This window comes from Thermus islandicus DSM 21543 (assembly GCF_000421625.1).
GTDB classification, from domain to species: domain Bacteria; phylum Deinococcota; class Deinococci; order Deinococcales; family Thermaceae; genus Thermus; species Thermus islandicus.
In genome coordinates this window covers 137723-151344 of the sequence record NZ_ATXJ01000002.1, presented here as the reverse complement: position 1 = coordinate 151344, position 13622 = coordinate 137723, and the positions used below count along the sequence as shown (strand labels likewise).

Here is a 13622-nt window from a genome sequence, read left to right as displayed (position 1 = left end):
GGCCAACCCCTCCACGCCCCGCGCCCGAATCACGCCCAGTACACCCGGCTTCCCGCGGGACGCTTCTCCACCACGAGCCTTGCGGGAAGCCGCTCCGCGAGGGCGGCCACGTGGGTTACGATGCCCACGAGCCGCCCCCGGGTGGGAAGGGCCTCCAGGACCCCCGCCACCAGCTCCAGGGCCTCCGGGTCCAGGGTGCCGAAGCCCTCGTCCAGGAAAAGCGCCCCAAGCCTCCCCCGGGAGAGCTCCTCGGAGAGGGCCAGGGCCAGAGAGAGGCTCGCGAGAAAGCTCTCCCCCCCGGAGAGGGTGCGCACGGGGCGCTCCGCCTCCGTCCAGAGGTCCAGCACCCAGTACTCCCCTCCCTGGACGCGTAAGCGGTACCGTTGCCCCGAGAGGTGGGCGAGGAAGTGGTCCGCCCGGGCCAGAAGGTCCCGTTGCCTGAGGTCCAGCAGGTACTCGGGGAAGTTGTTCTCCTGAAGGTCCCAGGCGAGCTTCTCCCATAGGGCCATTTCCCGTGCCACCTCGGCCAGGCGGGCCTCCAGGGCCTGCTTCCGCTTGAGGCCCTCCCGCATCTTCCCCAGGCGGTCCTCTTTGGCCCCCATCTCTCGGGCCAGGTGCTCCAAACGGCCCTCCAGCTCCTTCAAGCCCTTTTGGATCGCCCTAAGCCGCTCCTCGGCCTCCGAAAGGGAGAGGTTGGGGAGGTGGGCCAGGGCCTCCAGGCGGGCCTCCACCTCGGCAAGCTCCCTCTCGTGGGCGCGGATTCTCCCCTCCAGGGCCCTCCTTTCCTCCGGCGAAAGCGCGAGCGCCCGGGCCTCCTCCTCGGAGAGCAGCCCCTCCAGCAGGGCTCTGGCCTCCTCCAGGGCCCGGGTTTGCTCCTCCTTGCGGGCCTTGAGCCCCAAAAGGCCGCTTTGCAGCCGAGCGATCTCCTCCCTGAGGAGGCTTTCCCTCTTTTGCTGGGCCTCCAGCTCCCTGACCCTGTCCTCTAGGCCCTTCAGGTACCCCTCCACCTCGAGGCCCCCGGTCCTCTCCAGGAGGTGGCGGCGAAGCCCCGTGGCCAGGGCCGCCTTCTCCCCCTTGAGGGCGGCAAGCCTCGCCTCCACCTCGGGGAGGCTGGTGAAGCTTCCCTGGGCCACCCGCTCCTTGAGGCCCTGGACCTCCTCCTCCAGGGCCTGGACCCGGCCCCGCTCTTCCTTATAGGCCTCCCGAAGGTGGGCCAGCTTCTCCTCCGCCTCCTTGAGCTCCCCTTCCAGAGCCTTTGGGTCGTCAGGGATGGGCTCGGGCCTGGCCTTCCCCAAAAGGCCCTCCAGGGTCTCCTTTTCCGCGAGGAGGCCGCCCCGCTTCCGCTCCAGCCTTCCCAAGCGCTCCTCTAGCTCCTTCCTTTCCCGTTCCAGGTCCCGGAGGGGGGGACTTTCCGGCAGGCGGTGCACCACCCCGCCGCAGAGGGGGCAGGGCTCCCCGGGGCGGAGGAGGTCGCGGTAGGCAAGAACCCCCAGGCGGCGCTCCTCCGCCCTCAGGGCCTCCAGGCCTTCCCGAAGGGCCTTTTCCTCCTCCTCCAGGGCGAAAAGCGCCGCCTCCACCTGGGCCAAGCGGTGGGCCCGGGCCCCCTGGAGGCGCGCCTTCAGCCCCTCCACCCCCTCCCGCTGGGCCCTACCCTTCCTCTCCAGCTCCCCCAGGGCCTCCTGGGCCTTCCTTAGGGCTTCCTCCCGCTCCACAAGCCGCCTCAGGACCTCCTGGGCCCTTTCCAGGGAGGCCTCCTCCTCCAGGATCCCCTCCAGGGCCCCGGGGTCCAGGCGGGCCGCGGGGGGCTCGGGTAGAGCGCCTGCAAAGGCCGGCGCCACCCGCTTCCAGAGGGCCTCGAGGGCCTTAAGCTCCTGGTCTTCGCCAAGCCTCCTCCGGGCCTCCTCCAGGGCCCCGGGGTCAAAGGCCTGGGCTTGGAGCTCGGCCTCGAGGTCAAGGAGGCGCCCTTGCAGCTCGGCCATCTCCTCCTCGGTCTTCCGCAGAGCCCCTTCCCACCTGCGGTACCGTTCCCAAAGGGGCAGGGCCCGTGCGGCCTCCTCGGCCCGAAAGAGGCGCTGGCGGAGGCCTTCCACTTCCTTGGCCTCAGCCAAGAGCCTGGCCCTTTGGACCTCCAGAAGGGACCTTTCCCGTAGCCCCCTCCAAAGGTCCTCCGCCGCCCTCGCCTCCTTTTCCAGGCGCTCCTTTTCCCCCTTTAGGCGGCCTTCCTCTTGCCTAAGGGCCTCAAGCTCCTTCTCCAGGGCCTCTAGGGCCTCCTCCGTGGCCTCGGCCAGACTCAGAAGCTCCCCCTCCAGGCGGTCCTTCTCCTCCTTGAGCTGGGCCCGCTTTTGGGCTGCCCTCTCCCGAGCCTTCCTGAGGCGGGAGAGCTCAAAGAGGTCCATGAGGAGCTGACGCCTTTCCTTGGCCTCCCCCTTGAGAAAGCGGTCAAACTCCCCCTGGGGCAGGAGGAGGGCCCGGGTGAAGGCCTCGTAGGAGAGGCCCAGGAGGTCCTCCACCGCCCCGTTGAGCTGGTCCAGGGTCTCCAGGGGCACGAGCCGCTCCCCCTCCGTAAGCTCAAAGAGCCGGGCCTCGCCCTTCCGGCCCCGCACCCGCTCCACCCGGTAAAGCCGGCTCCCCACGGCAAACACCAGGCGGACCCGGGCCTCGCTGGCCGCGGGGTGGACCAGGCTCCCCACCTGCCGCCCCACCCGGGGCACCCGGCCGTAGAGGGCAAAGGCCAGGGCGTCCAGGAGGGTGCTCTTGCCGCTCCCCGTGGGCCCGGTGATGGCGAAGAGCTCCACGTCGGAGAAGTCCACCGCCTGCCTTTCCCGGTAGGGGCCAAAGCCCTCCAGCTCAAGCCACAGGGGCCTCAAGCTCCACCTCCCTCAAGACCCGCTCCAAAAGCCCAAGAAGGGCCTCCTCCTTTCGCCCCCTCTCCTCCAGGTAGCGCCCGTAGGCCTCCACGAAGCCGAGCTCCGCCCTACCCTCCGCCTTTTCCTCCAAGGCCAGCTCCGAGGCGGCCTCGAGGGCGAGGAGGTGGGGCAGGGCCCGGTAAAACCGCTCCTTCTCCGCCGGGGAAAGCCTGCCCTCCACCACCAGGCGGAGGTAGCCGGGAAAGCGCTCCATCTCGGCGAACCTCCCGTCCAGCTCCTCCCTCTTCAGGCGGAAGGTCCTGAGGGGCTTGCCCCAGCGCTCCCGGATGGGGTGGACCCGGGGAAGCCCTGCGGGGGGAAGCTCCACGAGAAGGGCCCCCCGCTCCGCCTCCTCCCCCTCCCCGAAGTCCAGCTGGACGAGGCTTCCGGGGTACCAGGCCAGGGGGGCCTCTGAGACCTGCTGCTGGCGGTGGATGTGCCCCAGGGCCAGGTACCGGGCCCTGAGGGGCAAGGCCGAGGCAGGCACCGCGTAGCTTCCGGCAAGGTGGAAGGAGAACTCCCCGCCGCCGGGCCGCACCCCCTCCAGGGCGAAATGGGCCAGCATCAGGGGGCTCTCCAGGTTGGCGAGAACCCTCCGCATGGCCTCGGCGTAAGCGAGGTGGCGCTCCTCCGCCTCCTGGAGCACGCGCTTTACCAAGATGCGCTCGGAAACGAAGGGGAGGAGGGCCGCCCTCAGGTCCCCCGCCTCCACCACGCCTCCCTCCTCGCGGAAAAGAAGCTTGCCCCGCACCTCGGCCCCCGCCAGGGCGAAGAGGGGGGAAAGGGCCTCGAGGCGCTCCTTCGGATCGTGGTTCCCGGCGATGACGAGGGCGGGCACCCCAAGCGCCTTGAGGCGGAGGAAGAAGTCCACCGCCAGCGCCTCGGCCTCCGCAGAAACCTGGGGGCGGTCAAAGAGATCCCCCGAGACCACCACCAGGTTCACCCGCTCTTTCTTGACGATTTCCAGAAGGTCCTCTAACGCCTTCCCGATCTCCGGGGTGCGGTCCACCCCCTTCAACACCTTTCCCAAATGCCAGTCCGCGGTGTGCAATAGGCGCACGGCCCCATTCTACGGACAAAAGGAAGGGGCGCCCGAAGGCGCCCTGTGGTGGAGGTGGGGGGAGTTGAACCCCCGTCCGAAGGTCCCTACGGCGGGCCTCTACGCGCGTAGTCCGCGTTTTGGGTGTCCCCCTAGCTTGGCCCGCGGACGGGCGGCCAGGGGCAAGCCCCGCTCAAGCTTCGCCCAGGGCTACGGGGCCTCGCCCCGGGCTAGCCGGGTTTGTGTCCCCGCTTCCGGTGAGCCCCCGGCCGGGCTACCGGGCGGGGTCGCGGGGATTAAGCCGCGAGAGCGTAGCCAGTGTTGGCCGTTATGCCGTTGCGGGTTTTTACGAGGCCACCCGCACCTCGGCGCGCAACCCTGCCCTCGGCGACCCCCGTCGAGACCGTTCACCCCCATAGGGCCGGGATCGGACCGGCAACCTTGAGTCTACCAGGCTAAAGGGGTTGTAGTCAAGGGCCCCTTGGGTGTAGACTAGGGCCAGTGCTCCCAAGGGAGGGGGGTGGGTGTAAGCCCACCCTTCCTTTGTGAAGGGAGGCTTAGGAGGTGCCCGTGGACCTTTGGCGGTTGGTGGAGGAGGCAGTGGAGCCCTTGGGCCTCGAGGTCCTCGAGGTCAGGGAGGCCCCGGGAGAGGTCCTGGTGCGGCTTGAGCGCAAGGACGAAAAGCCCATCCGCGTGGCCGACCTGGAACGGGCAAGCCGCCACATTGAGGCGGTCCTGGACCGGGAGGACCCCATTCCCGGAAGCTACCGCCTTCTGGTGGAGTCCCCAGGGCCCAGAAGGCCCCTCTTCACCCGCCGCCACTTTGAGCGCTTCCAGGGTCTAAAGGCCAAGGTCCCAGGCCCCGAAGGCTTCGTGGGACGCATCCTCCGGGTGGAGGGGGATGAGGTGGTCTTCCAGGTAGGCTCCGAGGAGAGGCGCCTCACCCTGGGCACCTTCCGGGCCACCCTCGCCGAGTGGCCCGAGGAGCCGCGGTAGGAGGTAGAGATGAACCGAGAATTCCTAGACGCACTGCACCAGCTGGCCTTGGAGCGGGGGGTAACCCCGGAGGAGGTCCTCGAGGCCTTCAAGGAAGCTCTGCGCAAGGCGTACATCAAGAGGCAGAAGGGCTACCGAAAGGAGGAGATCGACGAGGGGCGGGGTCCCGAGGTGGACGTCTACATTGACCCCCAGACCGGCCGCATAGAGATGGTGGAGGTCCGCCGGGTGGTGGAGAAGGTGGAGGACCCCGACAAGGAGATCGCCCTCTCCGAGGCCCTCCAGTACGACCCCGAGGTCCAGGTGGGGGACGAGATGGAGTTCCCCATTGACCCCGAGGGGCTTTCCCGGGTGGCCATCCAGGACCTGCGCCAGATCCTCACCCAGCGCCTGAAGGAGTCCGAGCGGAACCGGATCTACAACGAGTACAAGGACAAGGAGGGCCAGGTGCTCACGGGGGTGGTGTCCCGGGTGGACAACCGGGGCAACGTCTTCGTGGAGCTGGGCCGGGGGGAGGCCTACCTGCCCAAGGGAGAGCAGATCCCCACGGAGCGCTACTACCCGGGCCAGCGCCTCAAGGTCTTCCTGAAGAAGGTGGACCGCTCCGCCAAGGGCCCTTCCCTCCTCGTGAGCCGGGCCCACGAGAAACTCTTGGAGTACCTCCTCAAGCAGGAGGTCCCCGAGATCGCCGAGGGGATCGTGGAGATCAAGGCCATCGCCCGGGAGCCCGGCCGCCGCAGCAAGGTGGCGGTCACGAGCCACAACCCCAACGTGGACCCCATCGGGGCCTGCATCGGCCACAAGGGGCAAAGGATCCAGGCGGTCTCGGCGGAGCTCGGCCGGGAGAAGGTGGACATCATCCTCTGGTCCAAGGACCCGAAGGAGTTCATCCGGAACGCCCTCTCCCCCGCCCAGGTGGGGTCCATTGAGCTGGACCCCGAGGCCAAGAAGGCCAGGGTCAAGGTGACCAAGGACCAGCACTCCCTGGCCATCGGCACCGGGGGGCAGAACGTGCGCCTGGCCTCCAAGCTTACGGGGTACGACATCCACTTTGAGGAGGCGGAGATCTCCGACCTGGACGAGGCCATTCGCCGGGCGGCCCAGGAGGAGTTGGAGGAGAAGAGCCGGGCCAAGGAGGAGTTTGAAAAGCTCTTCCGGGACCTCTAGCCATGAGGCACGTCCCCCTGCGCATGTGCGTGGCCTGCCGCAGGAGGCGGCCCAAGGGGGAGCTTCTCCGGGTCCTCCTGACGCCGGAAGGGTTCCGGCTGGACCCCACGGGCAAGCTCCCCGGCAGGGGGGCCTACGTCTGCCGCGACCACCCCGAGTGCTGGACGGAAAAGAAGCTCCGGCGCTTCGCCGGAGGCCGGGCCAAGGCCCTTTCCGAGGCGCTTTTGGCCCACCTAGGAGGCAAGGATGGCCAAAGTACGCATCTACCAGCTGGCTAAAGAGCTGGGCATGAAAAACGAGGAGCTCCTGGAGCTCCTGGACCAGATGGGCGTGGCCTACAAGTCCCACGCCTCCACCCTGTCCGAGGAGGACGCGGAGGCGGTCCGGGAGCTGGTGAAGGAAAAGCGGGGCCAGGAGGCGAGGCAGGCGGAGGAGGAGCGCCGTAAAAGCCTTCCCCGCCGCCCTCCCGTGGTGGTCATCATGGGCCACGTGGACCATGGGAAGACCACCCTTCTGGACTACCTGCGCAAAAGCCGCATCGCCGAGAAGGAGGCGGGGGGCATCACCCAGCACGTGGGGGCCTTTGAGGTGAAGACCCCGGGGGGCACCGTGGTCTTCATTGACACCCCCGGCCACGAGGCCTTCACCACCATAAGGCAGCGGGGGGCCAGGGTGGCGGACATGGCGGTGATCGTCATCGCCGCCGACGACGGGATCATGCCCCAGACGGAGGAGGCCATCGCCCACGCCAGGGCGGCGGGGGCCAAGCTCCTCTTCGCCATCAACAAGATTGACCTGCCCCAGGCCGACCCCGAAAGGGTCAAGCGCCAGCTCATGGAGCGGGGCTTCGTCCCCGAAGAATATGGGGGCGACGCCATCGTGGTCCCCATCAGCGCCAAGACGGGCCAGGGGGTGCAGGACCTCCTGGACATGATCCTCCTCCTCGCGGAGCTGGAGGACTACCGGGCCGACCCCAACGCCGAGCCCAAGGGGGTGATCCTGGAGTCCAGGCTGGACAAGCAGGCGGGCGTCGTCGCCAACATGCTGGTCCAGGAGGGTACCTTTCGCGTGGGGGACTACGTGGTGGCCGGGGAGGTCTTTGGCCGCATCCGGGCCATGATGGACGCGGACGGGAACCAGCGCAAAGAGGCAGGCCCGGGAAGCGCGGTGCAGGTCCTGGGCTTCCAGGAGCTCCCCCACGCCGGGGACGTGGTGGAGTGGGTGCCGGACCTCGTGGCCGCCAAGGAGATCACCGAGGAGCGCAAGGAGGAGCGGAGGGCCCGGGAGGAGGGGGAAAAGGAGCGCCGTCCCAAGACCATGGCCGACCTGCTCCGGACCCTACAGGAGGAGGGCAAAAAGGAGGTGAACCTGATCCTCCGGGCCGACACCCAGGGCTCTCTGGAGGCCATCCAGCACATCCTGGCGCGGGAGAGCACGGACGAGGTGCGGATTAATGTCCTCCTGGCCCAGGTGGGCGCCCCCACGGAGTCGGACGTCCTCCTGGCCCAGACGGCCGGGGCGGCCATCCTGGCCTTTGGCGTGAACCCGCCCGGCTCGGTAAAGAAGAAGGCGGAGGAAAAGGGGGTCCTCCTCAAGACCTTCCGCATCATCTACGACCTCATAGACGAGGTGCGGAACATGGTGAAGGGGCAAAAGCAGCCCCAGTACAAGGAGGAGGTCCTGGGCCGGGCCGAGGTGCGGGCCATCTTCCGGCTGCCCACGGGGAAGCAGGTGGCCGGGTGCATGGTCACCCAGGGGAGGATCCCCAGGAACGCCGAGGTCCGGGTCCTCCGCAAGGGGCAGGAGATCTGGCGGGGCCGCATCGCAAGCCTCAAGCGCTTCAAGGAGGATGTGCGGGAGGTGGCCCAGGGCTACGAGTGCGGCCTCGGCCTCGAGGGGTTTGACGCGTTCCAAGAGGGGGACGTCCTCGAGGCCTTCCAGCTGGTGGAAGTGCCCGCCTAGGAGGGGGATTGCCGAGGCAAGGTTGGGCCTACGCGGGGGCGGTCCTCGCCCTCCTCCTCCAGGGGGCCCTGCTCCCCCAACCCCAAGGGAAGGGGGAGGCGGGCCTCTTCCCCGGGGGCCCCACCCTGGTGCTCAAGGAGGAGCGAAAGCCCCTGCCCCTAAGCCCCCTCCTCCCCCCAAGGGCCGAACCCCTTCCCCTGCTGAGCCGTAAAGGGCCGGAGGACCCCCCTTCCCCCCGCCCCTGCCCGGTCCTGAGCCCTCCCCTCTACCTCCTCTATGGGCGGCTCCAGCTGGAAGGGGGCTAGGCCCTCGGCCCCAAACCCCGCGCCTAAGGGAAGGGGCGCGGGAAAGGGGTTGAGGGCGGCTTCCCCGGCATAGGCAGACCCATCCACCTTTGGGAGGTGCAGATGAACCGCAAGCTTCTAGAAGGCTTCTTTCTCCTCGGCCTCTTCCTTCTGGCCGTTCTCCTCGTCTGGAAACCCTGGGCTCCCGGCGAGCCCAAGATCAAGCTGGGCCTGGACCTGAAAGGGGGGCTCCGCATCCTTTTGGAGGCGGACGTAGCCAACCCCACCCCCGACGATCTAGAGAAGGCGCGCACCGTCCTGGAAAACCGCATCAACGCCTTGGGCGTGGCCGAGCCCCTTATCCAGATCCAGGGCCAAAAGCGCCTGGTGGTGGAGCTCCCGGGCCTCTCCCAGGCGGACCAGGACCGGGCCCTTAAGCTCATCGGGCAGCGGGCGGTCCTGGAGTTCCGCATCCTCAAGGAGGGGGCCACGGGCACCACCGTGGCCCAGATCAACCAGGCCCTCCGGGAAAACCCCCGCCTCAAGCGGGAGGACCTGGAAAAGGAGCTGATCAAGCCCGAGGATCTGGGCCCGCCCCTCCTCACCGGGGCGGACCTGGCGGACGCCCGGGCGGTCTTTGACCAGTTTGGCCGCCCCCAGGTGGCCCTGACCTTCACCCCGGAGGGGGCCAAGAAGTTTGAGGAGGTGACCCGGGCCAACGTGGGCAAGCGGCTGGCCATCGTCTTGGACGGCAAGGTCTACACCGCTCCCGTGATCCGCCAGGCCATCACCGGGGGGCAGGCGGTCATAGAGGGGCTTTCGGGCCTCGAGGAGGCGAGCGAGATCGCCCTCGTCCTCCGCTCGGGTTCCCTCCCCGTCCCCCTCAAGGTGGCCGAGATCCGGGCCATCGGCCCCACCCTGGGCCAAGACGCCATCCAGGCCGGGCTCAAGGCGGCCTTCCTGGGCACCCTGGCCCTCTTCGTCCTCATCTTCGCCTACTACGGTCTCTGGCTGGGCCTCGTGGCCTCCTTGGGCCTTATCTACACCTCAGCCCTCATCCTGGGGGCCCTCTCCGGCCTGGGGGCCACCCTCACCCTTCCCGGCATCGCCGGCCTCATCCTCACCCTGGGCGCGGCGGTGGACGGGAACGTCCTCTCCTTTGAGCGGATCAAGGAGGAGATCCGGGCGGGCAAGCGCTTCCGCCAGGCCATTCCCGAGGGCTTCCGGCACTCCACCCTCACCATCTTGGACGTGAACGCGGCCCACCTCCTGGCGGCGGCCGCCCTCTACCAGTACGCCACGGGGCCCGTGCGGGGCTTCGCCGTGGCCCTGGCCATCGGGGTGGTGGCCAGCGTGTTCTCCAACCTGATCTTCAGCCGCTACCTCCTGGACCGGATCGGGGAAAGGCGGGAGGTGCGCCCCCCCATGTGGCTCGTGGAGCCCCGGATCAACTTCATGGGGCCCGCCCGCTACATCACCGCCCTCTCCCTCCTCCTCGCCCTCCTCGCCGGGGCCGTGGCCCTCACCAAGGGCTTCAACTACAGCATTGACTTCACGGGGGGCACCGCCTACACCTTAAGGGCCTCCCCGGAAACGGGCGTGGACACCCTGAGGCGCTTCCTGGAGGCCAAGGGCTTTCCCGCCCGGGAAGCCGTCATCACCGAGGTCCAAGCCCCCACCGCCAGCTACAAGGAGTTCTCCCTCAAGCTCCCCCCCCTCGAGGACGCCAAACGCCTGGAGCTGGAGCGGCTTTTCTCCCGGGAGCTCAAGGCCCAGGTGCTCACCTCCGAGACCGTGGGCCCCGCCGTGGGCCAGGAGCTGAGGCGGAACGCCGTCATGGCGGTATTGGTGGGCCTCGGCCTCATCCTGCTCTATGTGGCCTTCCGCTTTGACTGGGCCTTCGGCGTGGCCAGCGTCCTGGCCGTGGCCCACGACGTGGCCATCGTGGCGGGGATGTACAGCCTCCTGGGCCTGGAGTTCTCCATCTCCACCATCGCCGCCCTGCTCACCATCGTGGGCTACTCCATCAACGACTCCATCGTGGTCTCCGACCGCATCCGGGAGAACCAGCGGCTCCTCCGGGGCCTCCCCTACGCGGAGATGGTGAACCGCTCCATCAACCAGACCCTCTCCCGCACGGTGATGACGAGCCTGACCACCGTCTTGCCCATCCTCGCCCTCCTCTTCCTGGGAGGGAGCGTCCTTCGGGACTTCGCCCTGGCCATCTTCGTGGGGATCTTCGTGGGCACCTACAGCTCCATCTACGTGGTCTCGGCCCTGGTGGTCTTCTGGAGGGCCATGCGCCAGGGGAAACGGAAACCTGCCTGAGGCCCTCTCCCTTGGGGGTGGTAGGCTTTAGCGTGTTTCGCCTTCTTCCTTGGCGGCGCGAGGGGCTTTCCACGCTGTCCAGGCTCATCCTGGCCATCGGGCTCATGGAGGGGGTGAGGAGCGGCTTCTTCGCCGGCTTCCTCCCCTTCTATGCCCCCGAGCGGCTCAACCTGGGGCCCACCGCCTTCACCCTGGCCTACACCCTCCACCAGCTTGCGGAAAACCTCTCCAAAAGCCTGGGAGGGCTTCTGGCGGAACGGGTGGGCTTCGGCCTCACCGCCAGCCTGGCCGCCTTTGTGGGGCTCCTTGCCCTGCTCCTCACCCCCCTGGCCCAGGCCGCCTGGGTCCTCTGGGCCCTGGGCCTCCTCTGGGGGCTTTCCCTCTCCACCCTCTATCCCGGCCTCATGACCTACGCCAGCAGGATCGCGGTGCCGGGCAAGGAGGCGCGGGCCCTCTCCTTCACCCTGACCCTGGTCATGCCCTGGGTGGGCGTGGGGCTCATCGGGGTAGGGCAGGTGGCCCAGCGCCACCCGGAGTCCGGCCTGGCCCTCCTCCTGTGGGCCCAGGGGGCGGCCCTAGCCCTCACCTTGAGCCTCCTTCGCTTCCGCATCCCGGTGCCCCCCCAGGGCCAGGACCGCTACCCCCTTTCCCGCATGCTCCTCTTCCTGCCCGCCGCCTTCGGCCAGACCTTTGCCCCGGCCCTGGTCTCCCTCTTCCTCCTGCGCTTCGCCAAGGAGAGCCTGGGCCTCGAGCCCCTAACGCTGGGGGCCCTCCTCCTCCTGGGGGGCGGCCTATTCTTCGGCCTCCTTCCCCTTACGGGCCGCCTGGTGGACCGGGGGGGCTACCGCCTGGCCCTGGTCTTGGGCCTCGCCCTTTTGGGAGGGGTCATGCTCCGCCTGGCCTTCGCCCGATCCCTGGCCGAGGTGGCCCTCCTCGCCGCTTTGGCGGGCCTGGGCTTCAGCCTCTTCCTGCCGGGGTGGAACGGCTTCCTCGCCCGGAACCTGCCCCAGGAGAACCGGGCCGCCCTCTGGGGCACCCTGATGAGCGTGGAGGGCCTGGGGGTGGCCCTGGGACCCACCGCCGGCGGGGCCCTCTGGGAGGCCTTTGGCCTCCACGCCCCCCTATTGGCGGGAGGGGGGATCTTCCTGGCCCTAAGCCTCTTCTACGCCGCCGTGTTCGGGAGGGAACGGTGGAGGTAGCCCTGGGCCTCGTCCTCCTCCTCTACGGCCTCGCCGACCTCCTCTTCCGCTTTCTGGGCCTCGGGGCCTACGCCCACGGCTCGAGGCGGCTGCCCCTGGTGGCCCTCACCTTTGACGACGGCCCCTCGGAAAGGACCGAGGCCCTTCTCGCCCTCCTGGGGCGGCACGGGGTGAAGGCCACCTTCTTTGTCACCGGAAAGAGGGCAAGGGAAAGGCCGGACCTGGTGGAGCGAATCCGCCGGGAAGGCCACCAGGTGGAGGACCACGGGGAGTGGCACCAGGCCTGGCGGCTCCTCCTCCCCTGGCTGGAGTGGCGCCACATGGCGGCCAACCCCGGCCGGTACTACCGCCCGCCCCACGGCCTCCACACCCCCTTCACCCGCCTCTTCGCCCGGGCCCTGGGCAAGCGGGTGGCCCTCTGGGACCTGGAGGGCAAGGACTGGCTTCCCCTGCCCCCAGAGGCCCTGGCCCACAGGCTCCTCGTCTACCTGCGCCCAGGGAGCGTGGTCCTCCTCCACGACGGCCCCGAGCGCACCCTTAGGCTTTTGGAGACCGCCCTCCCCGAGATGCTAAGGCTGGGCTACCGGCCCGTCACCCTGGACGAGCTCGCCCCCAGGCCCCTCACCCCCAGGCTCGCCCTGATCCGGGGCCTCCAGGGCTTTGAGGAGCGCTACAACCGGAAGCGCCGGGTGGAGCGGGCGGGCCTCGGGCCCTTTGACCTCTTCCGCCTGGAGCGGAGGCCCTTTCCCGGCCCCGACCTTCCCGGCCTCCCCCGGGGCACCCCGGCCATGGAGCTCCACCTAGAGAGCCAGCGGGCCATGGAGCTCACCCCCCTCGAGGCCATTCGGCACGCGCGGGAAAGCCTCCGCCGGGTGGCGGAGCGGGTGGCCCAGGACCCGGAGGTGGCCCTGGTCTACGGCTACAGCCACCTGGCCCCCGGGGGGAGGGTTTTCGGCTTCCGCACCGCCCCCCTGCCCCCTTGGCCCGGGCTCGTGTACAGCCTGGCCGCGGCCTGGTTCCTTTGGCTCTACCGGGGGGAGCTTCCGCGGGGGGGGCGCCTCCTCGCCGAGCTCGCCTACCTCACCCGGGAGGAACTTTTGCGGCGATTCCCACCGTCCACTCCCGCTTCCCCACCCCCCGCACCCGGTGAACCCGGAAGCCCGCCCGGAGGAGGGCCCGCCTGAAGGCCCCCTGGGCGGAGTAGGTGGCGAGGCGCCCGCCTGGCCTCGAGGCCAGGCGGAGCTTCCCCAGAACGGAAGCCTCCCAGGGCTCAGGGTTCACCCTGGGGCTGAAGGGGTCCAGAAAGACCGCCGTGGCCCAGGCCCGGGGGAGGACCACCTCCCGCACGTCGGCGAAGACCACCTTAAGCTCCCCCCATGGCCCGGAAAAGCGCTCCTCTGGCCAGGCCTTAAGGAGCTCCGCAAACACGGCCTCGGCCCGGGGCAGGGGAAGCCTTATGGCGGCGAGGGCCTCCTTGGGGAGGGGCTCCCGCTCCACCGCCAGGTAGCGGAGCCGCACCCCCCTCCTGAGGGCGCTTTCCAGGGCCACCCGGAAGTTGACGAGAAGGCCTAAGCCCACCTCCAGGATCCTGGGGGAAGGGTGAAGGTGGGTCAGGGTCTTCTCCAGGTAAAGCCTCCTCGCCTGGAGGAGGGCCCCCTGCCTGGGGTGGTAGGCCTCCCCGTACCCGGGATGGAAGAGGGTGGGCGTGCCGTCCTGGGTCAAGCGGAGCTCCACTTCCCCT

11 protein-coding genes and 1 other RNA gene are annotated in these 13622 nt (G+C 69.2%); 8 read left to right on the top strand and 4 right to left on the bottom strand.

Annotated features, from left to right (window positions below):
- Positions 1–29: 29 nt before the first annotated feature.
- From H531_RS0103275 to ssrA, 3 genes are all read right to left on the bottom strand, one after another.
- Complete coding sequence (locus tag H531_RS0103275) at positions 30–2867, bottom strand: AAA family ATPase (protein ID WP_022797934.1); 2838 nt, start codon at positions 2865–2867, stop codon at positions 30–32.
- Positions 2848–3966 (bottom strand): metallophosphoesterase family protein, encoded by a 1119-nt coding sequence (locus tag H531_RS0103270; protein ID WP_022797933.1) that lies wholly within the window; start codon positions 3964–3966, stop codon positions 2848–2850. The genes H531_RS0103275 and H531_RS0103270 overlap by 20 nt, the downstream gene beginning before the upstream one ends.
- Positions 3967–4012: 46 nt before the next feature.
- Positions 4013–4360: a transfer-messenger RNA gene (gene ssrA / locus H531_RS13815) on the bottom strand.
- A 155-nt stretch (positions 4361–4515) separates the two neighbouring features.
- On the opposite strand from ssrA, the gene rimP reads away from it, so the two are divergent.
- From rimP to H531_RS0103230, 8 genes are all read left to right on the top strand, one after another.
- Positions 4516–4941, top strand: a complete 426-nt coding sequence (rimP, locus tag H531_RS0103265) for a ribosome maturation factor RimP (RefSeq protein WP_022797932.1) — start codon at positions 4516–4518, stop codon at positions 4939–4941.
- Between the two features lie 9 nt (positions 4942–4950).
- Positions 4951–6108 carry a transcription termination factor NusA gene (gene nusA / locus H531_RS0103260; RefSeq protein ID WP_022797931.1) on the top strand — a complete coding sequence of 386 codons (1158 nt, stop codon included), beginning with the start codon at positions 4951–4953 and terminating at the stop codon, positions 6106–6108.
- Positions 6109–6110: 2 nt separating this feature from the next.
- A complete protein-coding gene (locus tag H531_RS0103255; protein WP_022797930.1) occupies positions 6111–6386 on the top strand; it encodes a YlxR family protein in 276 nt (91 codons plus the stop codon).
- Positions 6355–8070 carry a translation initiation factor IF-2 gene (infB, locus tag H531_RS0103250; RefSeq protein WP_022797929.1) on the top strand — a complete coding sequence of 572 codons (1716 nt, stop codon included), beginning with the start codon at positions 6355–6357 and terminating at the stop codon, positions 8068–8070. Before H531_RS0103255 ends, infB begins: the two co-directional genes overlap by 32 nt.
- A gap of 8 nt (positions 8071–8078) precedes the next feature.
- Positions 8079–8375, top strand: a complete 297-nt coding sequence (locus H531_RS0103245) for a hypothetical protein (protein WP_022797928.1) — start codon at positions 8079–8081, stop codon at positions 8373–8375.
- Positions 8376–8477: 102 nt separating this feature from the next.
- Entirely contained in the window at positions 8478–10682 is a 2205-nt protein-coding gene (gene secD, locus H531_RS0103240; RefSeq protein WP_022797927.1) for a protein translocase subunit SecD, read from the top strand.
- Positions 10683–10714: 32 nt separating this feature from the next.
- Positions 10715–11881: an MFS transporter gene (locus H531_RS0103235; RefSeq protein WP_022797926.1), complete on the top strand. Its 1167-nt coding sequence runs from the start codon at positions 10715–10717 to the stop codon at positions 11879–11881.
- Positions 11872–13065: a polysaccharide deacetylase family protein gene (locus tag H531_RS0103230; RefSeq protein WP_022797925.1), complete on the top strand. Its 1194-nt coding sequence runs from the start codon at positions 11872–11874 to the stop codon at positions 13063–13065. Before H531_RS0103235 ends, H531_RS0103230 begins: the two co-directional genes overlap by 10 nt.
- Here H531_RS0103230 and mnmC2 read toward each other — a convergent pair.
- Complete coding sequence (gene mnmC2 / locus H531_RS0103225; RefSeq protein ID WP_022797924.1) at positions 12962–13615, bottom strand: tRNA (5-methylaminomethyl-2-thiouridine)(34)-methyltransferase MnmC2; 654 nt, start codon at positions 13613–13615, stop codon at positions 12962–12964. The genes H531_RS0103230 and mnmC2 overlap by 104 nt on opposite strands.
- Between the last annotated feature and the right edge of the window lie 7 nt (positions 13616–13622).